The 24,796-nt window shown below is 67.0% G+C and carries 23 protein-coding genes; 8 read left to right on the top strand and 15 right to left on the bottom strand.

The features are described 5' to 3' along the window. The 3 genes from ON45_RS02345 to ON45_RS02335 form a co-directional block, all read right to left on the bottom strand. On the bottom strand, positions 1-553 hold a 553-nt coding region (locus tag ON45_RS02345), incomplete at its 3' end, for a hypothetical protein (protein ID WP_051062309.1). Then, on the bottom strand, positions 550-1,041 hold the full coding sequence (locus ON45_RS20915; RefSeq protein WP_051062308.1) for a hypothetical protein: 492 nt from the start codon (positions 1,039-1,041) through the stop codon (positions 550-552). The genes ON45_RS20915 and ON45_RS02345, both read right to left, overlap by 4 nt. Then, positions 1,038-1,820: a fatty acid desaturase gene (locus ON45_RS02335; protein ID WP_158412152.1), complete on the bottom strand. Its 783-nt coding sequence runs from the start codon at positions 1,818-1,820 to the stop codon at positions 1,038-1,040. Before ON45_RS02335 ends, ON45_RS20915 begins: the two co-directional genes overlap by 4 nt. 165 nt (positions 1,821-1,985) lie before the next feature. Between ON45_RS02335 and ON45_RS02330 the strand changes: the two genes are divergently transcribed. After that, positions 1,986-2,660 carry a TetR/AcrR family transcriptional regulator gene (locus ON45_RS02330; protein WP_040491575.1) on the top strand — a complete coding sequence of 225 codons (675 nt, stop codon included), beginning with the start codon at positions 1,986-1,988 and terminating at the stop codon, positions 2,658-2,660. 15 nt (positions 2,661-2,675) lie between these two features. Here ON45_RS02330 and ON45_RS02325 read toward each other — a convergent pair whose 3' ends face one another. From ON45_RS02325 to ON45_RS02305, 5 genes are all read right to left on the bottom strand, one after another. Next, complete coding sequence (locus tag ON45_RS02325) at positions 2,676-3,425, bottom strand: RIO1 family regulatory kinase/ATPase domain-containing protein (RefSeq protein ID WP_051062307.1); 750 nt, start codon at positions 3,423-3,425, stop codon at positions 2,676-2,678. A gap of 226 nt (positions 3,426-3,651) precedes the next feature. Further along, a complete protein-coding gene (locus ON45_RS02320; RefSeq protein WP_040491573.1) occupies positions 3,652-4,899 on the bottom strand; it encodes an LLM class flavin-dependent oxidoreductase in 1,248 nt (415 codons plus the stop codon). Positions 4,900-4,953: 54 nt separating this feature from the next. Continuing rightward, positions 4,954-6,615, bottom strand: coding sequence for a cyclic nucleotide-binding domain-containing protein (locus ON45_RS02315; protein ID WP_040491572.1), 1,662 nt, complete (start codon positions 6,613-6,615; stop codon positions 4,954-4,956). A gap of 66 nt (positions 6,616-6,681) precedes the next feature. After that, a complete protein-coding gene (locus tag ON45_RS02310; protein WP_040491571.1) occupies positions 6,682-8,340 on the bottom strand; it encodes an MFS transporter in 1,659 nt (552 codons plus the stop codon). A gap of 55 nt (positions 8,341-8,395) precedes the next feature. Continuing rightward, positions 8,396-10,477 carry a RecQ family ATP-dependent DNA helicase gene (locus tag ON45_RS02305; RefSeq protein WP_040491570.1) on the bottom strand — a complete coding sequence of 694 codons (2,082 nt, stop codon included), beginning with the start codon at positions 10,475-10,477 and terminating at the stop codon, positions 8,396-8,398. 745 nt (positions 10,478-11,222) lie between these two features. Here ON45_RS02305 and gad point away from each other — a divergent pair. Then, positions 11,223-12,596: a glutamate decarboxylase gene (gad, locus tag ON45_RS02295; protein ID WP_040491568.1), complete on the top strand. Its 1,374-nt coding sequence runs from the start codon at positions 11,223-11,225 to the stop codon at positions 12,594-12,596. Then, a complete protein-coding gene (locus ON45_RS02290) occupies positions 12,593-13,270 on the top strand; it encodes a hypothetical protein (RefSeq protein ID WP_083914117.1) in 678 nt (225 codons plus the stop codon). The genes gad and ON45_RS02290 overlap by 4 nt, the downstream gene beginning before the upstream one ends. A gap of 13 nt (positions 13,271-13,283) precedes the next feature. Here the strand turns inward: ON45_RS02290 and ON45_RS02285 are convergent, their stop codons facing one another. From ON45_RS02285 to ON45_RS22905, 5 genes are all read right to left on the bottom strand, one after another. Next, on the bottom strand, positions 13,284-15,941 hold the full coding sequence (locus tag ON45_RS02285) for a DEAD/DEAH box helicase (RefSeq protein WP_040491567.1): 2,658 nt from the start codon (positions 15,939-15,941) through the stop codon (positions 13,284-13,286). Between the two features lie 107 nt (positions 15,942-16,048). Continuing rightward, complete coding sequence (locus tag ON45_RS23490; protein WP_173400687.1) at positions 16,049-17,137, bottom strand: hypothetical protein; 1,089 nt, start codon at positions 17,135-17,137, stop codon at positions 16,049-16,051. Next, positions 17,094-17,270: a hypothetical protein gene (locus tag ON45_RS23445; RefSeq protein ID WP_162471538.1), complete on the bottom strand. Its 177-nt coding sequence runs from the start codon at positions 17,268-17,270 to the stop codon at positions 17,094-17,096. The genes ON45_RS23490 and ON45_RS23445 overlap by 44 nt, the downstream gene beginning before the upstream one ends. Positions 17,271-17,283: 13 nt before the next feature. Further along, a complete protein-coding gene (locus ON45_RS02275; RefSeq protein ID WP_040491563.1) occupies positions 17,284-17,703 on the bottom strand; it encodes an AhpC/TSA family protein in 420 nt (139 codons plus the stop codon). A 27-nt stretch (positions 17,704-17,730) separates the two neighbouring features. Then, positions 17,731-17,874, bottom strand: coding sequence for a hypothetical protein (locus ON45_RS22905; protein ID WP_158412148.1), 144 nt, complete (start codon positions 17,872-17,874; stop codon positions 17,731-17,733). A 36-nt stretch (positions 17,875-17,910) separates the two neighbouring features. On the opposite strand from ON45_RS22905, the gene ON45_RS02270 reads away from it, so the two are divergent. Beyond that, on the top strand, positions 17,911-18,492 hold the full coding sequence (locus ON45_RS02270) for a VOC family protein (protein WP_083914123.1): 582 nt from the start codon (positions 17,911-17,913) through the stop codon (positions 18,490-18,492). 81 nt (positions 18,493-18,573) lie between these two features. On the opposite strand, the gene ON45_RS20910 is transcribed toward ON45_RS02270, so the two are convergent. Further along, positions 18,574-19,383, bottom strand: a complete 810-nt coding sequence (locus ON45_RS20910) for an arylamine N-acetyltransferase family protein (protein ID WP_158412146.1) — start codon at positions 19,381-19,383, stop codon at positions 18,574-18,576. Between the two features lie 76 nt (positions 19,384-19,459). On the opposite strand from ON45_RS20910, the gene ON45_RS20905 reads away from it, so the two are divergent. The 3 genes from ON45_RS20905 to ON45_RS02250 are packed head-to-tail and all read left to right on the top strand — an operon-like array spanning position 19,460 to position 21,509. Then, positions 19,460-20,266 carry an LLM class flavin-dependent oxidoreductase gene (locus ON45_RS20905; protein ID WP_158412144.1) on the top strand — a complete coding sequence of 269 codons (807 nt, stop codon included), beginning with the start codon at positions 19,460-19,462 and terminating at the stop codon, positions 20,264-20,266. 38 nt (positions 20,267-20,304) lie between these two features. Continuing rightward, a complete protein-coding gene (locus tag ON45_RS20900) occupies positions 20,305-20,976 on the top strand; it encodes a hypothetical protein (RefSeq protein WP_051062304.1) in 672 nt (223 codons plus the stop codon). A 41-nt stretch (positions 20,977-21,017) separates the two neighbouring features. Next, on the top strand, positions 21,018-21,509 hold the full coding sequence (locus ON45_RS02250) for a DUF2231 domain-containing protein (protein WP_040491561.1): 492 nt from the start codon (positions 21,018-21,020) through the stop codon (positions 21,507-21,509). A gap of 37 nt (positions 21,510-21,546) precedes the next feature. Here the strand turns inward: ON45_RS02250 and ON45_RS20895 are convergent, their stop codons facing one another. After that, positions 21,547-22,677 carry a L,D-transpeptidase family protein gene (locus ON45_RS20895; protein WP_051062303.1) on the bottom strand — a complete coding sequence of 377 codons (1,131 nt, stop codon included), beginning with the start codon at positions 22,675-22,677 and terminating at the stop codon, positions 21,547-21,549. Positions 22,678-22,817: 140 nt separating this feature from the next. Here ON45_RS20895 and ON45_RS02235 point away from each other — a divergent pair. Further along, positions 22,818-24,796: molybdopterin oxidoreductase family protein (locus ON45_RS02235; RefSeq protein WP_241432135.1), on the top strand; the 1,979-nt coding region annotated here is incomplete at its 3' end.

The following is a 24,796-nucleotide window of genomic DNA, read 5'->3' as shown; positions in this document are numbered from 1 at the left end:
TGAACCATCCGGTGTCAGACACCGGATGGTTCTCCGGCCAGACGAGGTCGGTGCCGCGGAGGGCGAGCACGTCGCGGGCTCCGGAAACTGCGATGCCGAGGGCGGCAGCCGTCGCGGCGATCGACACGCCGACCGGGGCGTCGTGGCGGATGACGCCGGTCGGTTCGAACGCCCCCGCCGACAGCACCGGCACCAGGCGGACGAGCATCATGCCGTACACGATCGCCATGAGCGAGTGCAGGATCCGTTCGCCCGGTGCGATTCCGCCGATCGACGGCCGGTCCCGATCCTCGACGACGAAATCGGCGAGGGTGATCACGATCTCGGCGACGAGGAACACGGCCACGGCGGCGACGACCACACCCGATGGGCGCCACCAGGCGAGACCGCCGTAGAGGACGACGTAGATCGCGTCGCGGGCCGCGTGCAGTCGAAGTTCGGTCCGCGTGGAGTCGAGACGAGCGGTCAGCCGTGCGCGGTATTCGTGGTACCACAGCGTGTCCCATGCGCCGAGCACGGCATTCACGAGGAGGAGCGCGAGCACCGTCGTCATCGCGGTACCCCGAACTCCACGTCGTATCGGCACGACCCGCCGAGAACGTGGATGTCGACGGTGGTGGCGCCGCCGTCGATCCGTCCCGTGACCGAGACGGCGTCACGAAGCGGGAGGCGAACGGGGCCGACGTGAACACTGTCGAGCGTCATCACCGTCGATCGGTCGCATCCGATGAACGTGTCGAAGTGCATGGTCAACGGACCGAGCCGTTCCTGGAGATGACGATCGGAGCTGCCAGGTCGGAGCGTCGAACTCCAGACGCGGGTTCCGAACCGTCGGACCCAACGCTCGGTGCTGCCGTGCTGTTCGACGGTCAGCGATCCCGTCCTGGTGGTGCCCGGCCGGAGCCCGATCAGGCGGGCAACGAGTCGGCCGGTGACGCCGTGGGCCGTTGCCGTGACCGAGCCGCGCCCCCCACTCACGGGAAGCAGTCGGCTCGGAACACCGGCGTCGTCGGGTGATGGCGACAGGGTCGAGGCGTTCACAGCGGCATCCGGATCTCGTGCAGTTCGAGGTCGGCGAAGGCGGCGTCGAACTCCGGCTGCAGACGGCGAAGATGCGGCAGCGGAACCTTCGGGGCAGCGTGGTGCTCCAGGTGCTGATCGTGGCTGAAGAAGAGCAGGCGTCCGAGCGATGTGTGGACCCGGACGTACGGCGATTCGATCGATCGGCCGTAGTTCGTCTGCGGTCCCTTCCCGGCGAGGATGGCGAAGGCGAACGACGACACGTGGATCATCGTCAGGAAGGCCCACGGGATGATCGTCAGGGGCACCAGCGCCAACGAAGCGACGTGGAAGAGGGCGTGGACGACCAACTCGAACACGATTCGGGGGCGGCGAACGGCGGGCGCCATCTTCAGACCGAGCGTCATCAACCGGTAGCGGAACGCGAGCGCGGCGAACGGCATCTCGCGCCATGTCGCGTTCTCGATCGACCCCTCCGGATCGGGCACGTCGGCGCCACCCCGGTGATGAGCGAGGTGGGTCACCTGGAGTGCGTGACCGCTCTCCACGACGAGGAGTCCGATCCAGCGCAGCCAGAAGTGACGGAATCGGGGAGTCATTCCGAGGCTCGCGTGGATGAGGTGATGCACGCAGGTGAGTGCGGTCCCGTACACCAGTCCGACGAGCGGGAGGGCGACGATCCACCAGCCGTGGGCGGCGGCGATGACGAACGCGGCGGCTGCAGCCAACGGCCGGATGATCATCATCGGGGCGAAGTGCCACGGCGGTGTGGTCGACGCCGTCGAGGTTCGCACTCGCATCGTCGGCAGCGCCCGGTGGGAGCGGGTGCACCAGGCGGGGAGTGGCCGTGACAGCCATCGATTGAAACGCTCGTTTGGAATCATGGGAGGAATCATAAACAGGTGTTTGAATTGAATGCAACACCTTGTTGAAACAAACGCTCGGAATGGTGCTACGGTGGGGCCATGGACATGACGACTCCGACCACGCCGACGGAAGCGACACCGCCGGGAACGCCGTCGGGCGGTCGCAAGCGCGGGCGGGGGGCCGACCCGGAGCGGACTCGTCGCGAACTGGTCGATGCCGCGTTCGAGGCGCTTCGACAGGACGGCATCGCGGGGACGACGGCACGCTCGATCGCGGCCCGCGCCGGATGCAACCAGGCGGCGATCTACTACCACTTCGGTGGGATCGAACCCCTGCTGATCCAGGCACTCCAGGAGAGCAGCGTCCGCCGGCTCGACCGGTACCGAGAGGAACTCGGCGACTCGACCGACATCGAGGAGCTCCTGCGGACGATCGAAGCGCTCTATGCCGATGATCGTGAATCAGGCCACATGGCGGTGCTGACCGAGTTGGCCGGCGGGATTGCCTCGAGCCCGCAGCTGCGTGAGGGCATCGACCTGGCGACGCGACCGTGGCTCGATTTCGTCGAGGAGCGGATCCGCATGGCGACGTCGGACCTGCCGTTCGCCGCGTTGCTCCCCGCCGAGGACCTGGCCGACCTGATCTTCTCGGTCGTGGTCGGACTCGAGCTCCGGAGTCGAGTCGATGGTCGAGAGGATCGGCCCGAGCGACTGTTTCGGCTCGCGTCGGTGGGTGCAGCGCTGGTGGGCCGATCCATGCCTCCGTCGGGTTGACGTACCCGGGCGCCGCTACATGAAGTGCAAGAGGTCGGCGAAGGTGTCCTCGGCGTCGGCGTCGAGGCCCTTGCGCTGGAACCAACCGCACACGTTGGTGACGTCGCGGTGGACGAAATCCAGTCCGGCGAGGTTGGCGGCGATGTCGACGGCTTGGGGGAAGTCGATGAACCAGAGCCGGTCGTCCCACCAGAGCAGGTTGTAGGCCGAGAGGTCGCCGTGCGCGAAACCCTCGGCGATCAGGATGCGCAGCCCGACGATCAACTGGTCGAAGGCTTCACCGAGGTCACGACGGCTCAGCCGCGCTGCCTGGAGCTGCGGGGCCGCTTGCGCGTCGTCGCCGATGTACTCGAGGTCGAACACGTCGTCGCCGTACGCGATCGGGTAGGGCACGCTCATGCCGGCAGCCCACAACCGCGACATGATCTCGTGCTCGTGGCCGGTCCAGCGGTCCTGCAGCAGCCGTCTGCCGTAGGTGGACATCTGCGCGACTGCGCGTCGGTCGCGAGACTTGCGGAACTGCCGGCCCTCCCGGTACTGCACGTCGTTGACGAACGCGGAGGATCGCTGGACGCCGAGCTGTTCGAGCTGGCCCTTGAACGTCACCTCCCTCGGCAGGTAGCGCTTGCGCGCGAATTGGCAGGTGCGGTTGTCGGCGCCGGTGCGGTGGACCAGGTTGACCTGGGCCTCCTTGCCGACCTTGATGACGCCGAGGTCGACGTCGGTCCACGGCTCGACGACGAGCCATGACGGGGTGGAACGCATGTGCGGAACTCCTGAGAATCGCGAGAACGAGAACGTCGCCGCGCAGGAGGACAGGTGTCTACAGCGCGCGGCGGAGGGGGAGCGGTGTCAAGACAGACATGTGTGAGCTCCTTCCGTCCGAGTCATCGCGGCCGTTCCGCGGTGGGTGGCACCACGGTACGCGACCGCCGAGCGTCGATCAGCATGAGTTCCGAGAACGCGCGTTGGTGCCGGCACCACCGCGCAGTCAGGCGAGACGGCCGGCGGCCTGGGGCTTGGAGACCGAGGCGCGGACGATCGGGATCTCGTCGTCGGCGAGGGGTTGCATCCACTGCTTGCGCGCCAGCGCGGCCTCGACGAACGGGGCGAGTTCTTCGTCCTTGGCACGTTGTCGCTCTGCTTCCTCGGCTCGGAACTCGGGCAGCACCTGATCGCCGAACATCTCGAGTGACGAGCAGATGTCGGCGTGACGGTTGCGGCCGCACTGCTGGATGAAGATCAGCTGGTCGACACCGACGTCTGCGAGTTCGCGGACGTAGCGACGCGCGTCGGCCGGCGTCCCGATGCAGCTCGAATAGGTGTCGCCGGCAGCCTCGGCCGCCGCGATCCGTTTCTGCTCGACCGCCGGGTCGCGCAGTGCCTGGAAATCACCCCACAGGTCGGTTCGTCCGGGGACCTGATCGCGAGTGACGAGTGAACTCATGGCGTACCCGAAGAACTCGAAGCCCTCCTGGCCGTTGCGGATCGCGGTCGCGCGATCCTCGTGCATCGAGAACCCGGTCACCAACGCGAGGTTCGCGTTCACCGTGTGACCGATCGGGACGCACTCCTCGCTCTTGATGATGTCGTAGTAGATGTCGGCCCACGCCTTCGCCTCGTCGGGGTCGATGAACGTGAAGGCCAGCGCACCGAGTCCGTTGCGGGCGGCGACCTTGATGGTTTCGCGGTTCGTGCACGCGATCCACATCGGTGGGTGCGGTTTCTGCCGGGGCTTCGGCAAGACGTTGCGGCACGGCATCGAGAAGTTCGGTGACTCGTAGCCGGGGTACGGGTCGAGCACCATCATGTTGGCGATCTGCTCGGCCGACTCGAGCGACATCGCCCGCTTCTGCTTCGCGGGGATCCCGAAGCCGTGCAGCTCCAGGCGGGTCGCCCCCTCGCCGATCCCGAAGTCGACGCGGCCGTCCGAGATCAGATCGAGCGTGGCCAGGCCTTCAGCGGTGCGAGCCGGGTGGTTGTAGTTCGGGATGACCTGACGGATGCCGTGGCCCAGTCGGATCCGGTCGGTCCTCGCTGCCGCAGCGGCGAGGAAGACCTCGGGTGCCGACGAGTGGGAGTACTCGTCGAGGAAGTGGTGCTCGACCTCCCAGGCGTGGTCGAACCCCAGTCGGTCGGCCAGTGCGACCTGGTCGAGCGCTTCGTTCAAGAGTCGGTATTCGTCGTCCTCCGTCCACGGCTTCGGGAGTTGATGCTCGTAGAAGACTCCGAATTTCATCGCCTCAGCACAGCACACTCGTCCCCGGGAGCTGCAGCCGGGCGAGTCGGGCGGTCATCGTCCGAGCCGGCGGTCGGCCTCGGCTTCCGCCCGTGCCCGGCTCCGCGGCACCCGGTTGACCGCGTCGAGGAATGCTCCGGCGGTCATCCAGTACACCTCGACGCCCTCGTCGCCTGCGACCACCGTTGCCGTTCTCGGGACTCCCCGCAGGACGGCGATCTCGCCGACCACGGCACCGCGCTCTTGCGTCGCGACGACGTCGCCGTTGCGTTCGACGATCGCCTTCCCGTGAGCGACCAGACACAGATCTTCGCCCAGTTCGTCGAACGTGATCAGAGTGGCGTTCGGCTCGAACGTCTCGTCGACGAGACCGTGCAGCACCTGTTCGATCGCAAACGGAGGAAGGGCGCTGAAGATGTCGGTCGATCGAGCGAGTTCGAGCAGGTCGGGATCGACGGCCTTGCGCGCTCGATCGATCGACACCAGCCGTTTCCACATGACCGCGAGTCCGACCACACCCACGCCACCGACCGCGGCGAATGCGAGCGGTGTACTCATCCGTACCGCGAGGAACGACAGCCCAGCCCCGCCGAGTGCCAGGCCGAGCATCCTCGACGCCTCGAGGACGCCGAACAGCCGGGCCAGCGTGTCGTCAGGGGCCAGACCCTGGAGCATCGTGCGACCGGTGATCGACGTGAGGGTCACCCCCGCGCCGACCACGACGACCAGCAGCGTCGCCGACGTGAGGTGCGCGCTCCACCCGACCACACCGAGTGCGACGCACATCGACACCACGCTCGCAGCGAGGGCCCGTGCGAGTCGTCGTCGTCCGACGAGCGCGAAACTCAGCGTCGAGCCGAGCAGACCGCCCACTCCGAAGCCGGTGATCAGAATGCTGGCCGACGCTTCGTCCCGTCCGAGTACGTCGATGGCGATCACTGCGGCGCCCACGTCGACGGCTCCAGCGATCCACGATGCCGTCGCCACCCCTCCCACGAGTGCCCGGACCTGCGGATCGGTCCGCACCATCCGCAGTCCAGCCGTCACTTCGACGACGGCTGATTGGGGAGCGGGATCGTCGAGGTGTGGTCCGCCGACGGCGACGCTCGTCGTCCGGAGACCGATCGTTGCGAGCGCTCCGGCTGCCATGAGCAAGCCGATCCAGATCAGCACCGCTCCCGGCGATGAAGCGATGAGAACGATGCCGGCGAGCAGCGGCCCGAACATCCGTCCCGCCGTCTCGACCACTCCGGCGGCCGTGTTGGCCGCCGACAATTCGTCCGGAGTCCTCGCCGCCATCGGGATGATCGCGGCCGCAGCCGGTCCGCCGAACGTGAGGGAGATGGAGAAGAGCAAGGTGAGCGTGTACACGAGCACGATCGGCGCCTCGAGCACCATCGCGATTCCTGTGCCGATACTGAGGAGTGCCACAGCTCCGTACCCGTAGGTGAGCATGCGTTGTCGGGGGAGCACGTCGCTGGCGAAGGCGAGCACGGGAGCGAGGGCAGCGGAAGGCACGAGCAGGAACAGAACCAACGAACCTGCTTCGGCGACGCCGCCCCGTTCGAACGCGAACAACAGAACGGCGACCCAACAGCCTCGCTCGGTGATCGAAAAGGCGAAATGGCTGCGCAGCAGCCGAGCGAACAGCGGGTGGCGAGCGACGGCGCGCGCTGATCCCCATCGGCCGACCCGAGGCGTCTGGACCGCGTCCATGCGCGCGCGACCCTAGGTCAGTTGTTCCGGTCGATCGGGCGGCGGGGCCGACGTTCCCCGCAGCGATCAGCGTCCGAGGCGTCGGTTGGCTTCGGCTTCGGCTCTGGCGCGGCTCCGAGGTACCCGATTCACGGCGTCGAGGAACGCCGCTGCACCGATCCAGTACACGACGGTCCCCGATGGCCCCGACACCACCGTCGCGGAGCGTGGGACGTCGTGCAGCAACGCGATCTCGCCGATGACCGCACCTCGCCCGTGGTGGTTCACGATCTCGCCGCCCACCACGACCTCGACGCCTCCCTCGGCGATCAGACAGAGTCGGTCGCCGGTCTCCCCTTCACGCATCAGGACGGTGCCGGGTTCGAATGATTGGTCGCCCAAGGCATGCATCACCTGTTCGACGGCGTACGGGGGGAGCGCATCGAAGATCGCAGTGGACCGCGCCAACTCGAGCAGGTCGAGGTCGATCGGTCGGCGGGCTTCGTCGATCGAGACCAGCCGTGACCACATCGCGATCAGGCCGACGACACCGACTCCGCCGACCGTCGCGAATGCAACAGCCGGGCTCGTCTGCACGGCGACGATCGACAACGCGACGCCACCGAGCGCCAGTCCGACCATCTTCAGGGCTTCGAGCACCCCGAACAGTCGGGCCAGCGTGTCGTCGGGAGCCAGACCCTGGAGCATCGTGCGGCCGGTCACCGACGTCAGGGTCACCCCCGTTCCCACGAGAACCATCAGGACCGTTGCCGAGATGACGTTCGTGCTCCAGCCGACCACACCGAAGGCCGAGCTCATCAGGACCACGCTCGCCGCGAGCGCGACCGCCAATCGTCGTCGTCCCACCAGAGCAAAACTCGCTGCGGAACCGAGCAGCCCACCCGCGCCGAAGCCGACGATCAGAACGCTCACCGCGGCCTCGTCTCGATCGAGGACGTCGACGGCGATCACGGCGGCGCCCACGTCGAGCGCGCCGGCGATCCACGAGGTGGTGACGATCGCTCCGACCAACGTGCGGATCTGACGGTCGTTGCGCAGGACACGGATCCCGGCGGTCAACTCGACGAGCGCGGATCGACGCTCGGGGTCGTCGGCATGCCGCCCGTTCACCGCCGTCGACGTCCGGCGGCCGACGGTCGCAATGGCGCCGACCGCCATGACGGCACCGATCCAGATGAGGACCGCCCCCGGCGACGAGCTCACGAGGATGACACCCGCGAGGAGCGGTCCGAGCAGACGTCCGATGTTCTCGACCATCCCGGCCGTGGTGTTGGCAGCGGTCAACTCGTCGGGCGTGGTGGCGGCCATCGGGATGATCGCCGCCGTCGCCGGACCGGCGAACGTGAGGATCACGGCGAAGACGAGTGCCAGTGCGTAGATCAACACGATCGGCGCATCCAGGACCATGGCCGTCCCGGTTCCGATACTCGCTGCCGCGAGGAGCCCATAGCCGATCGTGAGGACGCGATGCCGTGGGAACACGTCGCTCCCCATGGCGAGGACGGGTGCCAGCGCCGCCGACGGAATCAGGAGGAAGAGTGCGAGCCATCCGGCCTCGCCGACGCCGCCGCGCTCGAACGCGAACAGGAGCACCGCGAGCCAGCATCCCTGCTCGGTGATCGAGAACGCGAAGAGACCGCGCAAGGAGCGGGCGAGCAACGGGTTGCGTGCCACGGTGCGCGCCGACTGCCAACGGCCGACCGGCGTGCTCTCGACCGTCTCCATCGGGCCGCGACCGTACGCGACGACATCAGGTGCGGCCGCATCAGCGGGTGATCGGTCAGGAACGGATCGGTGTGGTTGCGAGCGTCAACGGAAGCACCGGCCCGCTGCCCGCGCGTCGCAGCACGCGACCGACCTCGGTCAGCGTCCACCCGGAATCGATGAGGTCGTCGACGAGGAGTACCGGTCCGCTCGGTACCGGGCCGGATGCGTCGAACGCTCCCTCCACGTTCGAGCGTTGGTGGGCGCTGTTGGCCTGGACCTCCTGCGGGGGCCGCTCGTCGATCCGCACCACCGCCGCCTCGAATGGAATGCCGAGCCGGGCAGCGAGACGGCGGGCGAGATCGGGGACCAGATCACCCGACCGGTGCGATGGGACCGCGGTGACCCACTCGATCGAGGTGGCGGGTGCCCACGTGGCGACGAGATCGATCAGGGCGCCGACGAGGTCGTCACCGAAGTGGCGCTCCGCGTACTTGCCGCGTTCGATCGCGCGGCCCCAACCGTCGTCCCCCCACACGGCGAGCGCGTGGCCGACCTCGCTGCGTTCCTCGGTCGGGATCCCCTGCTTCTTCGGTGCGAGCACGATCGGACGGTTGCGGAGGAAGTCGCCGGCGCGCTGCAGCACCACCGAGTCGGGTTCGAACGGGGCGAACACCCCGGAGTCGGCCAGTGAGTCGAGCGCGGAAGCACCGGATGCGACGCGATCGGCGCGCCGGCAGTTGTCGCAGATTCCACACGGGTCCTCGGCCGGGTCATCGAGCAGCGCAGTGAGGAATTGCATCCGGCACCCGGAGGTCTCGGCGTAGTCGCGCATCAGCTGCTGCTCGAAACGGCGCGCCTGGGTGACGTTGTCGACACGTTCGGTCGGATAGACCCAGCGTTGTTCGGTGCGTTCGTACGACTGACCCTTCACGCGGCGCACGGTTCCTTCGACATCGAGTTGCTTCAGGATCGATTCGATGTCGCCCCACTTCACGTTGACCTCGGCGGCGATGTCACGCATCCCGATCGGACCTCGCGTGCCGTCGAGGACGGCGAGGACCTCGTCGACCTTCTCCGGATCCGGGAACGCGCGGTCGATGAAGTGGTTCTGGATGCGGAGGTCCTCCTGGCCGACGAGCAGAATCGCCACGCTCTCGGTGAGTGCACGACCCGCTCGCCCGACCTGCTGGTAGTACGCGATCGGCGAACCCGGCATCTGGAAGTGGATCACGAAGCCGAGGTCGGGCTTGTCGTACCCCATCCCGAGCGCACTGGTGGCGACCAGTGCCTTGAGTTGGTTCGCCTGGAGGCGCCGCTCCAACTGCTCACGTTCGTCGGAGTCGGTCGCACCCGAGTACGCAGCCACGTCGAAACCACGCGACTGTAGGAAGTCGGAGACCGCGAGGGTGTCGCGGATCGTGAGGCAGTAGACGATGCCCGATCCGGGCATGGCATCGAGTCGTTCAGCGAGCCACACGAGGCGCTCGGGTTGAGCCGGAAGGTCGACGACACCCAGCGCGAGTCCGGAACGCCCGAGGGCGCCGCGGAAGGTGGTGAGCTCGGCACCGAGCTGTTCGGCGACGTCATCGACGACGCGCAGGTTGGCGGTGGCCGTGCAGCCGAGGATCGGGACGCGGCCCTGACCGAACTCGTCGAGCATCTGCCCGATGCGGCGGTAGTCGGGCCGGAAATCGTGGCCCCAGTCGGAGATGCAGTGGACCTCGTCGATCACCATCATTCCGGGACGCTCCTCGAGCATCGGCATCACCTTGGCGGCGAACTCCGGATTGGCGAGCCGCTCGGGTGAGACGAGGATCAGGTCGAGCGAGTCGGTGTTGAGGGCGTCGGACAGTTCGTCGACGGTGGTCTTCGACGACGAGTTGACCGTCATGCAGCGCAGACCCAGCCGGGTGGCGGCCTCGATCTGGTTGCGCATGAGGGCGAGCAGGGGAGAGATCAACAGGGTCGGCCCGAGGCCCTGCTCCCGGAGCAGATGTGTCGCGAGAAAGTAGACGGCGCTCTTGCCCCAACCGGTGCGTTGGACGACGAGCACGCGCTGGTGGGCGACGAGCGCCTCGACCGCCTCGCGCTGGTGCGGCCGGAACTCGGCGTCCTCACGTCCGGTGAGTGTCTGCAGCGCCACGTCGAGATCCATCACCCGAGTATGACCGCGGGGTGTCCCAACGAGCCGGTGTGATCGTTTGGGTCCGTATCGAGCCGGGAACGCTCTCGTTGCCCGACGGGACGACGATTTCCGAGGCCGGCACGAGCACCAGCGCCAGCACCACGGCGCCGGACAGCACTCCTGCTCCGTCGACGACGGTCGGTCCGTCGAGCTCGTCGACCGATGCTCCGTCGCCGTCGACGACGGCCGCGCCCGGTTCGACATGGCTTCGAGGCGCCACCGATCACCTCGACCGACTTCGTCGACAGTCCGGCGCCGGACGCGACGACGTTCGAATCCACCGTCCGGTTCGCCGGACGGACCGCCGACGGTCTGATCGGGGTGCACGACCTCCAGGGGCAAGGTGCGATCGTGCGGTACTTCGACGCCGATCTGGTCGAACGGCCCGAACTCGAGCAGACGTTCACGTCGTCGACCACGATCCAGGGGATCGAGATCGAGTCGGGTGGGCTCGGTCAGATCTGGGTCGACGAGTTTCGGCTGTTCCACCTCGGACCGGATCAGTTCGAGGCGCGTTCGTCGACGACGCGGTCGACGGCGCATGGTTCGTCGAATCCACGTGACGGCCTTGCCGGGCGCAGGCGGCTGACACGTGCGACCGGACGAGCGGCGTCACGGTCATCATTCGGGCCCGCCGCTGATTCGAGATCGGCGCAACTCCTCACTCGACCGACGGCTAGTTTCAGGGCACCGAATCCCCTGAGGAGCCCCGAGAATGATCCACGAGCACAATTCCGATGACGAACAGTACATTCCTGCGTATGCAGGTCGGCTGAACTCACAACCGGTTCCGAAGAACCGCCTCCCCGACTCGGCATCGTCTCCCACGGCTGTGTATCGGATGATCCACGACGAGTTGTTGCTCGACGGGAGTTCGCGACTCAACATGGCGACCTTCGTCACGACGTGGATGGAGCCCGAGGCCGACCAGTTGATGGCCGAGACGTTCGACAAGAACATGATCGACAAGGACGAGTACCCGCAGACCGCGGAGATCGAACGCCGCTGCGTGAACATCGTCGCCGACCTGTTCAACGCCCCGAGCGACGGAGATGCGATCGGCGTGTCGACGATCGGGTCGAGCGAGGCGGTCATGTTGTGCGGGCTGGCGATGAAGTGGGAATGGCGTGCTCGTCGCGAAGCCGCCGGGCTCCCGGCCGATCGCCCCAACATGGTGATGGGTTCCAACGTCCAGGTCGTTTGGGAGAAGTTCTGTCGGTACTGGGACGTGGAACCGCGCTACGTCCCCGTCACAGCGGGCCGCTACGTCGTCGACCCCGACGAGGTGATGGAACGCGTCGACGAGAACACGATCGGCGTGATCCCGATTCTCGGGACGACCTACACGGGTGAGTTCGAGCCGATCGAGGAGATCCACGACCGGGTCGTCGCGTACAACGCCGAGCACGGGCTCGACATCCCGATCCACGTCGACGCGGCGAGCGGGGGTTTCGTCGCGCCGTTCATCCACCCCGACCTGAAGTGGGACTTCCGCCTGCCGCAGGTGAAGTCGATCAACGTGTCCGGCCACAAGTACGGGCTCACGTACCCCGGTCTCGGATTCGCGATCTGGCGGTCGAAGGACGAACTCCCGGAGGATCTGGTCTTCCATGTGAACTATCTCGGCGGCGACATGCCGACGTTCACGCTGAACTTCTCGCGACCCGGGAACCAGCTCGTCGGGCAGTACTACAACTTCGTGCGGCTCGGACGCGAGGGGTACACGGCGATCATGGAGCGGTTGCGCGAGACGGCGATGACGATCTCGGCGGGCGTGGCCGCGATGCCCCAGTTCGAGGTCGTCAGCGACGGTTCGGCCATTCCGGTGCTCTCGTTCACGATGGCACCGGATCAGCCCTTCACCGTGTTCCACGTCTCGGATCAGCTGCGACTCGCGGGTTGGCAGGTGCCCGCCTACACGATGCCCGCCGATGCCACCGAAGTCGCCGTTCTCCGCGTCGTGGTCCGTGAGGGACTCAGCTCCGACCTGGCCGAATCGCTGCTCGCCGAACTCCACAAGGCGGTCGCCCACCTGGAGGCGTTCCCGCCGAACGACGCTCCGGACACCGAACACTTCGCACACACGTGACGACTCGATCGGTGTCCGGAATCCGGTGGGCGCGCTCCTGGCGTGTGAACCCGTCCGATCTCGGATCGCGGGTCGCGCTGCTGTTCATGGTCGGGTCGGCGCTGTTCGCGCTCGGGTCGCTGCCTGCGTACGCCGCGCGCGTCGACCCGCGCATTTCGGCCGGCACGTTCTTCGTCGGTTCGATCTTCTTCACGGCGGCCGCTCTCGGACAGTTCGACCAGCAGATCGATCGGACGACATCGGGGAAGCGGAACTGGAGAGACACCGCGCGCGGCGCACTCTTCTGGTCGGCGTTCGTGCAGTTGATCGGCACGTTCCTGTTCAACATCAGCACGGGTGCGGCGATGAACACGAGTCTCGACGATCCCGACATCAACCGGCTGGTGTGGGCGCCCGACATGTTCGGTTCCGTCGCGTTCCTGGTCGCGAGTCACCTCGCGTGGACGGTCGTCTGCGGCGGGTGGTGGGCGGTGCGCCGCGACGACGAGGACTGGTGGATCTCGGCAATCAACTACGTCGGCTCGATCTTCTTCATGGCGTCGGCCATCGCATCACTCGTCCTGCCCACGGGTCAGGCGCTCAACATCACTCTCGTCGACCTGGCGACCTTCCTCGGCGCCTGCTGCTTCTTCCTCGGCGCATACCTGCTCCTGCCACCGCCGTCCCGATCCTGAGTGTCAACTGGGGTCAGACCCCGGTGGAAACCGGTCCGACGATGTCGACGAGGCGGAGGACCGCACGACCGGCCTCGATCGACGCCTCGGTGTCGACGGTCGCTTCGATCCGCCACTCGTTCGTCTCGTCCGGGTCGAGCAGCACCTGTGCGACACGGCCGATGCGCGGTTCGTGGACGAACCGGTCAGGGTTGCGCGCGTCGGGGCCGAGGTCGATCGAATCGAACCGCTCCCAGTACGGGGCCATCGCGGTCGCCACGTCGGCGGCCGACGCGAACCGCTCCGCATCGACCGCGTTGTCGACGAGCCCGTCGTAACCGCGGCGTCGGGCGAGGCGCTGGGTCCACTCGAAGATCTGGTTCCGGACCATCACGCGGAAGGCGCGCTCGTCGTCCATCACGGTCGCCGGCGAACTCGGACGAACCGGTTCGGTGTCGTCGTCGGACGGCGCGATCAGTCGCTCCCACTCGTCGATCAGGCTCGAGTCCACCTGGCGCACGAGCATCCCCAGCCACGACGTGAGGTCGTCGATCTCGTCGGTGCGGTACTCGTCGGCGATGTTCTGGATCAGTCCCTTGTAGACGTCGGAAAGGTAGCGGAGGACAACGCCCTCGGAGCGCTTGAGCTTGTAGTGCGACACGTACTCGCCGAACGTCATCGACCGCTCGTAGAGATCGCGCACGACCGACTTCGGCTTCACCGTGTCGCCGCCGACCCACGGGTGATGAGCGCGGAACCGATTGAAGCTCGAGTAGATCCAGTCCTTGTTCGGCTTCGGCGCCTCGACCTGCGAGAGACGTTCCATCCGCTCCTCGTACTCGACGCCGGACGATTTCATCTCGGCCATCAGTGCACTCTTCGCCTCGTCCACCTGAGCGGCGACGACGACACCGGGGTTCTCCTGCACCGCTTCGATGATCGTCAGGACGTCGAGCGCGTGGCTCACCTCGTTCGACAACGGTGGCGCCTCGACGACGACCGCCATCGCGTCGTCGTGGTCCTCGTCGTCCGGCCCGTCGTCGTCCTCGGTGACGTGGTTGGGCGCGGTGGCATCGGGCTGCTCCCCGTGGTCACGGAGTTCGGCGATCGCCTGCAGCGCCCACAGCGAGAGCGGTTGGTGGAGGGCGAATTCGTCCTGGAGATCGATCATGACGCGGACGAGTCGACCCTCCTCGTCGGGTTCGTCGAGGAACTCGAGGATCCCCGCGTCGACGAGTGACCGGTAGATCGAGATCGTCCGTCGGATGTGTCCGCGCTGGCGCTTGCGAGTCTCGTGGTTGTCGGTGAGGACGCGACGGATCGCTGCGCAGCCGTCCTCGCCGTCGATCACCGGACGGTCGAGCATCGACATCACCATCTGGTGATTGACGTGGAAGTGCGACCGCAGTTCCTCGGGCTGACCGCCGACCAACTTGTCGAACACGTTCTGATCCCACGCTGCGTAGTTGCGATCGGGTGCCTTCTTCTTCACGATCTTCTTGCGACCCGACGACTCCGCCTTCTCCGCGAGGCGCAGGTTCTCCACGACGTGCTCGGGCGCCTGCACCCAGACGTCACCGCGGTCGTCGAACCCCTTGCGTCCTGCGCGGCCGGCGATCTGGGCGAACTCGCGGTTCGACAGGATCCGGACCGACGTGCCGTCGTACTTGCACAGCTGCGTGAACAGCACGGAGCGGATCGGCACGTTGACGCCGACGCCGAGGGTGTCGGTTCCGCAGATGATCTTGAGCAGCCCGTCCTGGGCGAGCTTCTCGACGAGCAGTCGGTACTTCGGCAGGAGCCCGGCGTGATGGACACCAACGCCGGCGGTGATGAACCGTTTGAGGTCCTTGCCGATCGGCGAGTCGAAACGGAAGTCACCGATCGCCTTCCGGACGGCGGCTTTCTCCTCCTTCGACAGCGGGTCGAGCGCCAGGTAGCCCTGTGCGGCGTCGGTCGCGTCCTTCTGCGTGAAGTGGACGATGTAGATCGGTGCGCGCCCCGATTCCAGCAGCTGTTCGACGCTGTGATGGAGCGTGGACGTCCGATACTCGAAGTGGAGCGGGACGGGGCGTTGCGCAGACCTCACGATCGACACCGACCGATCGGCGCGGGCTTCAAGGTCGCGCTGGAAGAAGCCGACGTCGCCGAGGGTCGCCGACATCAGGATGAACTGGACGTGCGGGAGTTCGAGCAGCGGGAACTGCCACGCCCATCCCCGCTGCGGGTCGCCGTAGTAGTGGAACTCGTCGACGATCACGACGTCCACATCCGTGCGCCGACCATCCCGCAGCGCCTGGTTGGCGAGGATCTCCGCCGTGCAACAGATGATCGGCGCGTCCGCGTTCACCGCCGCATCGCCGGTGATCATCCCGACGTTGTCCGAGCCGAAGTCGCGGCACAGAGCGAAGAACTTCTCGCTCACGAGCGCCTTGATCGGCGCGGTGTAGTAGCTCCGGCGACCCGACGCGAGCGCGGCGAAGTGCGCCGCGGTCGCGACGAGCGACTTGCCCGAACCCGTCGGCGTGTTGACGATGACGTGGTTGCCGAGCAGCAGCTCGAACACCGCTTCTTCCTGCGCCGGATACATCTCGATGCCCTGATCGATGGTGTAGGCCGTGAAGCCCTCGAGGAGGGCGTCCGGGCCAGGTTCTGAAGAGAGGTGCCGGATCAGGGGTGAGTCGGCCGCCATCGGGAGCAGAGTAGGTGCTCCCGATGGCTCAAGCCGATTGCCAGGTGGCTACCTCGATGTGACGACGCCATGGGTGGGGCCGATGGCGTCGACGTTCTCGTACTCGCTCAGCTCGACGAGTCCGTGCGGTCCACGCTCACCGTCTCGCAAGTCGTGCCCTCGAGGGGGCCCGGTGCTGTTGAGAAGCCGTCCCCCGGGGCCGACTCGCCAGGAGCAACGTTCTCGATAAAGCCGAGTGCTGTCCCGATTCGAATCCCGTCACGAACGATGGCAACCGAAATCGAGTAGTCCGAGAGCTTCGAGGATCCGTTGGTTGCCACCAAGCGGGTCTCGATGTCGTCTGCGAAATCGAGGCCGGTCACCTCGCACGTAACCTCGTTCACGTCATCGCTGGACTCGGCCGCAAACCGTTCAACCTCAGCGATCTCACAGGTCGTTCCGCCAGCCGAGTCGAAGACGAACTGTTCCTCTCGAGCGGTCTCCCCTGGTCGAACGTAGTTCACGAACACGGTCTCGTCTGCTAGACGCTCGCCGGCGTCATCTCGGAAGTTGACATCGACGAAGTAGGACGATTGCTTGCTGCTGTTGTTCGTGACGTCGAAGACAATCGTGTCTTCGTCGAGCACCGTGCATGGACCGACGTCGGCCGCTTCCCCGGTTGCCTCGGCCTCTTCTTGAGGCTCGGTCGCCTCGGTCGCCTCGGGGGTTTCGGCTTCGGCGGGCGCCTCGGCTCCCTCGGTAGTTGCGGCTTCGTCGGGAGCTTCGGTCTCGGCGCGAGTCTCGGTGTTGGAGGGCTCGTCAGCGGACGACTCATTGCCTTCATCCGACCCAGCACCTGCGGCGCTGGCGATGACGATCAAGAGCACGAAGATACCGATGGCGATGACCCACCACTTCTTCCACCAGGGCTTCTTGGAATCGCTCGGCGGCTCTGCGGGTGGCCCGGGAGGTTGAATCGGCGGGGCAGGCGGCTGAGGTGGGGGAGGCTGGGGTGGTGGGGGCTGGTTGGGTGGTGGAGGTTGGCCGGGGATTCCGCTATCAGACATGAGTCGGGAAGCTACCGGCGAACATTTCTCATGTTCACAAATCTTGACGCGACTGTCATGTGGGTGCCGGTCGGTGAAGGGCGGCAGGTACCGGTCGACGTCCCGATCACGGTTCCAGACGGGAATGCGTGGCAGGTGGCTGGTGGCCACTAGGTCCGCTGTCGTCTCCCCACGTTGCCACGATGACCACGTCCGTGAATCCGTCGAAGATCGCGTCGTCGTCGACCGCACCGTCCTCGGCCGAGGGCGGGAGGTGGCGAATGAGCAGGGGAGTGGTCGACATCAGCGGAGTCCTGTCACGGTGCGCACCGTTCGACGGCATCGACCATTGCCTCGACGTCGGGCCGGTCGGCGGGCCCCTCGCTGAGGTGCATCCACGCCAACATGCCGTCGGGAGCGATCACGAAATCCCCGCCGAGCTGCCGCGTGTCCTCGGTCGCCCCGGTCATTTCCGCGGCGGCCTGCCTCATTCCGTGCCGGACACCCGATGACGCAATCGTCTCGCGCAGGATTTCGCCGTAGCGGCGCAGCGTCGACCAGCCCCAGACCGCGCGGAGGCTGCCGCGGCCGAGTCCGTAGGCGGAGTACACCGATCGGTCCGCATCGATCAGGATCGGGACGCCGAGCGCGCGCCGTTGCTGATACTCGTCGAGACGGTCGGGTGTCGTGAACGTCACCAGGACGACCTCGGCCCGGTCGGCGAGTCGCTCGCTCACGGCGGCGATGTGTTCGGCGCACGGCAGTCAATGGATGTGCCGATGGAAGACGATCACGATCGGCCGTCGGTGGTCGCCGCCGACGTGATCTCCGAGCGACCAGGTGCCTCCGCCGTGGAGCGGCAGCTGGAACCCTGGTGCGGGCGCGGCGATGGTGGGAGCTTCGGGCACGGTCTGACCGTACCGGCCGTGGGAAGATGGACGACCATGAGCGAGACGACTGCAACCACATCTGCACCCCGCCGATCCGATGCCACCCGCCCGATCGAGTTCACCGGGATCAACCACCTCGCGCTCGTCAGCAGCGACATGGCCAAGACCGTCGACTTCTACAGCGGCGTCCTGGGAATGCCGCTGACCAAGACGATCGAGATCCCCGGCGGTGGCCAGCACTTCTTCTTCGACTGCGGGAACGGCGACTCGCTCGCGTTCTTCTGGTTCCCGAACGCGCCGCAGAGCGTGCCCGGTGTGTCCCAACCGGCGAATCGCCCAGACCAGGGCGACATCGTCAGCGCCCACGGGTCGATGAATCACGTCGCGTTCAACGTGTCCGCGGACCAGATCGACGACTGTCTCGCCGCGCTCCGCGACGCCGACGTGGATTGCACCGAGGTGTGGAACCACGACGACAGCGAGTGGGGCGTGTCGCGCGAGCAGCACGACGGCGTGTTCGTCCGGTCGATCTACTTCAGCGACCCGGACGGCGTGTCGCTCGAGATCGCCGCATGGACCCGAGAGCTCGGCCCCGACGACGTGTCCCACGAGCCGCGCACCGCCGCCGACGCCTGATTCGACACCCCCCCGCACGTTTGCGTCCGCATTCGGGTTGCACGTCCGACCAGAAGTACAACGCAAACGTGGGTTCGTTGCTCAGGTCGGCCAGGGACCGGGTCGTCGCATCTCGAACCACTCGGCCAGCACGCCGTCCCACTCGTCGCTGGTGACGTCTCGGCTGGTTGCTCCGGCGCCCTCGTCGACCTCGAGGCGGTCGGTGGTGAGCTTGACCCGACCAGGGGGAGTGGTGTCCAGCAGGCGCGTGGCGAACGGTTTCGTCGACCAGTGTTTCGTGGAATCGGTCTGCAGTGAGGTGGAGATCGGCGCGAAGTCGTCGAAGCGGTGGGCAACCCGCTTGAACCGGAACTGGGCCTCCGGGACACCGCCGACATGGCGCGCGAGGGTGGTTCCCTGCGGGCTGGGGAGCAGTTCGTAGGCGCCGTTGCCTCCGTCCTGCGGGCCGCTGCGATTGAGGGCGATCGGCCGGATGAGTCCGTCGCCGAAACCCACATCGACGAGATGTGGTTCGAGGTCGTCGGGTCCGCCGGACACTTCCAGCGCGAGGTGATCGATCACGGTGCTCGGTCCACCGAGAAGCACCGCGGCGCCGAGCAGGATGACGTCGAAGCCCAGCGCATCGAGCAAGCCGGCGAACGCCCCGTTGAGTTCGAAGCACCAACCGCCGCGCCTCTTCGTCACGATCTTGTCGAATGCCGCGGCCTGATCGTGTGGAACGCCATCGGCGAACACGATGTCGAGGTTCTCGAACGGGACGTGGACGAGATGCGCGCGCTGGAGCCGCGTCAAGCCTTCGAGGTCGGTCGTGATGGTCGCGCGCTCGACCCCGATGCGTTCGAGATATCGCTCCACGTCGCCATCGCGCATCTCCGCCAGCGTACGTGTCACCGGAATAGTCCGTGGGTGGCAGGCACCGACGGTCATTTCCGTCGAGGTGGCCGTCGGGCTGTCTACGGTGATCGCCGTGTTGATCGATCTGGCCATCAACCCGTTCGGCGCCGACGTCGATGCGATGGTCGACCTGGCGGTTGCCGCCGAGGATGCGGGCTTCAGCGCGGTCTGGGTCGCTGATCATTTCAGCGGCTCGGTGGTCGGGCGGCCGTGGTCGCGCGACCCCTTCGTCTGTCTCGCGGCGATCGCGACGAAGACGAGCACGATCGACCTCGGACTGCTCGTGGCCAACATGCAGAACCGCCACCCGGCCCAACTCGTGTCGGCCGTCGACTCGCTGGTCTCGCTGGCTCCTGGTCGTGTTCACCTCGGCATCGGATCCGGAGCCGTGCCCGGATCGAGGTTCGCGGTCGAGCACGAGGCGATCGGAACCGATCTCGGAACGCCCGACCATCGCCGGACGATGCTGCGCGAGACGATCGGATCGGTCCGCGCGATCTGGGCGGGAGAAGCGACCTACAGGTCCGAGACCGGTGTCGGCTTCGCGGGACTCGACGGCATGGTCGGCCGCACGCCGTGCCCACCGATCATCGTGGGAGCGTCGGCCTGGCCCACGATCGAGTTGGCGCTCGCCGTGGCCGACGGCGTCAACCTTCGTCGCACTCCGCAGGCCAGGGAGCACATCGAGAGAATCGGGTCGGCGCGTCCTTCCAGCTTCGAAGTCAGCGTGCTCGACGGGTTCGATGACGCGGTCGACGACCGTTCGCGGATCGACGAAGCGATCGAGATGGGCATCGACCGACTCGTGCTGGGAATCTCGGTCCCTCACGACGTGACCCGTCTGGATGCGCTGGACCTCGCTGCGTTCCCCCCACGTTGATCGTCGCCGGAAGGGGCTGTCGGCTACCGTCGCCGGTCATGGGAAACGCTCGCCGAATCGTTGCTGTCGGAGTGGTCGCCGCTGTGCTGGCGTCGTGCGGAGGGTCCGACGACGCTGACGAGCCGGTGGAGACCGGGGCGCCGACGACCGAGGCCGAGACCGATCCATCCGAGGACTTCACGCCGGCCGACGGCGAGGAGGACGTCCCGCTCGGGTCGACCGCTTCGGGCGATGATGCAGGCGAGGAAGCCGAGACGACGGATGAGGACAGCACCGCCGAGACGGCGGAGACGGACGCAGACACCGGCGATTCGACAGCGACGACCGAGGACACCTCGACCGATGGTGGAGCGGAGGCGGCCGGCGCGGTCGACGTCTCGATGGTCGAGTGGGCGATCGACGCCCCGACCGAGTACACGGCGGGCGATGTGACATTCACGGCGACGAACGACGGTAACTTCCCCCACGAGTTCGTCGTCATCCAGGGTGACGGCTACGAGTCACTGCCGCTCGCCGAGGGCGGCGCCGTCATCGAGGACGATCTTCCGCCGGACACGCTCATCGAACGAACCGATCGCCTCAGCGGCGGATCGACAGCCGACCTGACCGTGACCCTCGAACCGGGCAACTATGTCCTGCTCTGCAACCTCGGAGGCGGATCGAACAGCCACGCCGGCCAGGGCCAGACCCTCGACATCACCGTCTCGTGAGTCGTTCGACCCCCATGCCTACCGAGGGGTAGCTTCGGCTCATGATCGCGGGTGTGTTCGACGAGTTCCTCGGTGTTCCGACCCACCCGCTGGCGATCCACGCGCCGCTCGTCCTGATCCCGATCGCCGCGATCGTCGCGATCGTGTTCGCTGTTCGAGCGGACTGGCGCCGACGCATCGGATGGTGGGCGCCTGCGGTCGTGTTCGTGCTCGTCGCCATGCTGTACGTGGCGAAGGAGTCGGGGGAGGCGGCGAAGAACGCCGAGAACGTGTTCGGCGACATCGACCGCCATCAGGACCTCGCGAACACCACCTTCGTGCTCGCGATCATCTGGCTGCTGCTCACCGTTGCGCTGGCGGTGTGGGACCGGATCGGCGCGCCACGTGCCCGAGCATTGTCGGCCGCCGTTGCGCCAGCACCTGACTGGATCGGCACGGCGCTCAGCATCGCCGCCGCCGTCGCTGCGGTCGCCACGACCATCTGGTTGCTCCGCACCGGCCACGCCGGCTCCGAGTCACGCTGGGATCTGTGACGCCGGATCAACCGACGTCCGCCAGGGTGACGTCGGATCAGGTGACGACGACGGTCGTGCCGACGGGGGCGAATCCCCAGAGGAACGACGCGTCGAGGTTGTTCTGACGCTGACAGCCGCCGGAGAGTCGGGTGCCGAGCTCCTCGTCGGTCTGGTACACCTCGCCGGTGGCGACCTTGGTGGGAATCCCGTGGAACCCGATCGCGCCGCGTTCGGTCTTGAGCCAGCGGATCATGTTCGGCAGGTAGGCCTTGCCGTTCCATGCCGTCGACATCTCCGAGCGGCTGTACACCTGGTGGGTGCCGGGGATCTCGTTCGCGTAGGTGCTGCCCGACACTAGCCACGAGCGGATGATCCGCTCGTTCTCGTCGACGGCCCACACGCGCTGTCCGGCGCGGTCGTAGACGACCCGGTAGCCGGACCCGGAGTCCTCGGGAAGCGGCGGGGCATCGTCGCCGGCGGATCCGACCGGGGAGAGCTCCACACCCCAGAGGTCGACCGCGCCGGGTGCCGGCGCCGGGGTGCGGGTGACCAGCGACTCCTCGTCGGGCCAGATCGCGAGTCCGAGCGCGGTTTCGCGCCCGACGACGCCATCGACGTAGAAGTCCTCGGCCTGCTGATATCCGCTGACCGCGTCGAACGTGGCCTGGTCGAACTCGCCCGAGGCGGTTCCGCTGAGGTGACCGGCGTCGATGAGTGCGTCCTGGAGGCAGGTCACCCCGTCGCCGGTCGCGCCGAGTCGGAGGGAGAGTGCACCGATCGTGCATCCGCCGTCGGCTCGTGCCTGTTCTTCGGTTTCGCCGGCTTCGTCGGGGTCGGGATCCGCGAGTCCGGCGAGTTCCACGTCGACCATCTCGACGAACTCGTCGCCTTCTGCGGCGGCTTCGGCTTGCTCGGTGGCTTCGATCGCCTGGTCGATGTCGGCGATCGCGTCGTCGGGCGCGGCCGCGGCATCGTCGGTCGCCGACTGATCGGCGGTGGCGATCGCCGTCGAATCGTCCGAGTCGCCACCCGCAGTCGCGAATCCGGCGACGGCACCGATGCCCAGCACGCCGACGACGGCGGCGCCGAGGAAGACTTCACGTCGACGCTGCTCGACCGGCTTGGAGTAGCGAGGACGCGCACGTTGGTCCATCTCGACCGGCTGACCTTCCCACTGCTCACGCATATCCGCCGAGGCTAGCGAACGACAGCCCTCGTGACCTGGCTCTTGGGTGAGTTTCCCGTCGGTTTCTCGGGACGGACCGCCGGTCGGTGTCGGACTGCATCGCCGCCCGCCGCGACCAGGGAACGGTTAGTTTGGGTCGCATGGGAAAGGGAGCGCATCGGCCACACCACCAGCGGATGGGCAGGCAGGGGCTTCCTCGATTAACCACGCCGATGGTCCGTGACGGGGTGGACGGAGAACTCCGGTCGGCGTCGTGGGACGAGGCACTCGACCGGGCGGCGGCCGGGCTGTCACGCGCTCGGACGCGGGTCGCCGACGGGTCGGAACCGAACGCGTTCGGCATGTTCTCGTGCTCGAAGGCCACCAACGAGGTCAACTACCTGGCCCAGAAGTTCGCCCGGATGGTGATGGGGTCGAACAACATCGACTCCTGCAATCGAACTTGACACGCTCCTTCCGTCGTCGGTCTGGCGACAGTGTTCGGAGCAGGAGGAGGGACGGTCTCGTACGAGGAGATCGAGAACGCCGACGTGATCCTGCTGTGGGGCTCGAACGCCCGTGAGGCTCACCCGATCTTCTTCCATCACCTCATGAAGGGCCTGGACAACGGCGCCTCGATGTACTGCGTCGACCCGCGTCGCACGTCGAGCTCCAAGTTCGCCGACCTGTGGCTCGGGATCGACGTCGGTACCGACATCGCGCTCGCGAATGCGCTGGCCCGCGAGATCATCCACGCCGGGCTGGCGAACGAGGACTTCATCGCCCATTCCACGAGCGGATTCGACGAGTTCGCCGCCGCGGTCGAGCCGTACACGCTCGACCTGGCCGCCGAGGTCACCGGTGTTCCCGCCGTGGCGATCCGCGAGGTCGCGCACGCGTACGCGACCGGCGAGAAGTGCCAGATCCTCTGGACGTTGGGAATCACCGAACACCACAACGCGGTCGACAACGTGGTCGCCCTGTGCAACCTGGCGCTGCTGACCGGCCACGTCGGCCGTTGGGGCTCGGGGCTCGTTCCGCTGCGCGGTCAGAACAACGTGCAGGGCGGTGGCGACATGGGTGCCTTGCCCGACAAGTTGCCCGGTTTCCAGAACATCGACGACCCCGCATCGCGTGAGAAGTTCGAGCGGGTCTACGGGACCGCGCTCAACCCCGATCCGGGGATCCACCTCACATTGATGTTCGAGGCGATGGAGCGCGGCGAGATGACCGCTGCGTACGTGGTCGGCGAGAACCCCGCCGACTCCGAGGCCGACATCGTCCACGCCCGCGAACTCCTGGACGGACTCGACTGTCTCGTCGTCCAGGACATCTTCATGACGCGGACCGCAGAGTTGGCCGATGTCGTGTTCCCGGCATCGGTGGCGTGGGCCGAACACGACGGAACGGTCACGTCGTCGGAGCGGCGGGTGCAACGGGTCCGTGCTGCCGTCGAACCGCCGGGCGAGGCTCGCCACGACATCGACATCATGGTCGCGCTCGCCGGTCGGCTCGGGGTCGACCTCGGCGCGAGTGGACCCGAGGCGTTGTGGGACGAGCTGCGGTCGCTGTCGCCGTTGCACGCCGGGATGTCGTACGAGCGTCTCGACGACGGAGGGTTGCAGTGGCCCTGTCCGTCGCTCGATCATCCGGGATCACCGTTCCTCCACGGTTGGTTGTGGGAGGACGACCTCGGCGGTCGGGACCCGGCGCCGTTCTCGGTCGTCGAACACGAAGGTCCGAAGGAGCGGTTGTCGGCGGAGTTCCCGCTGCGGCTCACGACCGGTCGATCGCTCGACTCGTACAACACCGGCGTGCAGTCCGGCGGCTTCACGTCGCCGATCCGGTACGGCGAGGCTCTCGACGTCAATCCGGAGGATGCCGTCGCGCTGTCGCTCGAGGACGGCGAGCGGGTGCGTGTGTCGTCACCGCGTGGATCGGTCGAGATGAGCATCCGACTGCAGCCGGACATCCCGGTCGGACTGACGTTCACCACCTATCACTTCCCGGAACTCGTCGACATCAACGTCCTGACCAACGACGCGTGGGACAAGCGCTCGGGAACGTCGGAGTTCAAGGCCGCCGCGATCCGCATCGACAAACTCGCGTTACGTGACGGGTCTGACCCGTCACGTCACGC

The sequence above is a fragment of the Ilumatobacter nonamiensis YM16-303 genome (assembly GCF_000350145.1).
In the GTDB taxonomy this organism is placed as follows: Bacteria; Actinomycetota; Acidimicrobiia; order Acidimicrobiales; family Ilumatobacteraceae; genus Ilumatobacter_A; species Ilumatobacter_A nonamiensis.
Note: the sequence above shows the minus strand (reverse complement) of the source record. Positions and strands in the feature narration are given on the sequence as shown.

Coding starts and splice junctions, on each gene's coding strand:
- ON45_RS02335 (WP_158412152.1), bottom strand. CDS start 1,820: ATGCGAGTGCGAACCTCGACGGCGTCGACCACACCGCCGTGGCACTTC.
- ON45_RS02330 (WP_040491575.1), top strand. CDS start 1,986: ATGGACATGACGACTCCGACCACGCCGACGGAAGCGACACCGCCGGGA.
- ON45_RS02325 (WP_051062307.1), bottom strand. CDS start 3,425: ATGCGTTCCACCCCGTCATGGCTCGTCGTCGAGCCGTGGACCGACGTC.
- ON45_RS02320 (WP_040491573.1), bottom strand. CDS start 4,899: ATGAAATTCGGAGTCTTCTACGAGCATCAACTCCCGAAGCCGTGGACG.
- ON45_RS02315 (WP_040491572.1), bottom strand. CDS start 6,615: ATGGACGCGGTCCAGACGCCTCGGGTCGGCCGATGGGGATCAGCGCGC.
- ON45_RS02310 (WP_040491571.1), bottom strand. CDS start 8,340: ATGGAGACGGTCGAGAGCACGCCGGTCGGCCGTTGGCAGTCGGCGCGC.
- ON45_RS02305 (WP_040491570.1), bottom strand. CDS start 10,477: ATGGATCTCGACGTGGCGCTGCAGACACTCACCGGACGTGAGGACGCC.
- gad (WP_040491568.1), top strand. CDS start 11,223: ATGATCCACGAGCACAATTCCGATGACGAACAGTACATTCCTGCGTAT.
- ON45_RS02285 (WP_040491567.1), bottom strand. CDS start 15,941: ATGGCGGCCGACTCACCCCTGATCCGGCACCTCTCTTCAGAACCTGGC.
- ON45_RS23445 (WP_162471538.1), bottom strand. CDS start 17,270: ATGTCGACCACTCCCCTGCTCATTCGCCACCTCCCGCCCTCGGCCGAG.
- ON45_RS02270 (WP_083914123.1), top strand. CDS start 17,911: ATGAGCGAGACGACTGCAACCACATCTGCACCCCGCCGATCCGATGCC.
- ON45_RS20900 (WP_051062304.1), top strand. CDS start 20,305: ATGGGAAACGCTCGCCGAATCGTTGCTGTCGGAGTGGTCGCCGCTGTG.
- ON45_RS02250 (WP_040491561.1), top strand. CDS start 21,018: ATGATCGCGGGTGTGTTCGACGAGTTCCTCGGTGTTCCGACCCACCCG.
- ON45_RS20895 (WP_051062303.1), bottom strand. CDS start 22,677: ATGCGTGAGCAGTGGGAAGGTCAGCCGGTCGAGATGGACCAACGTGCG.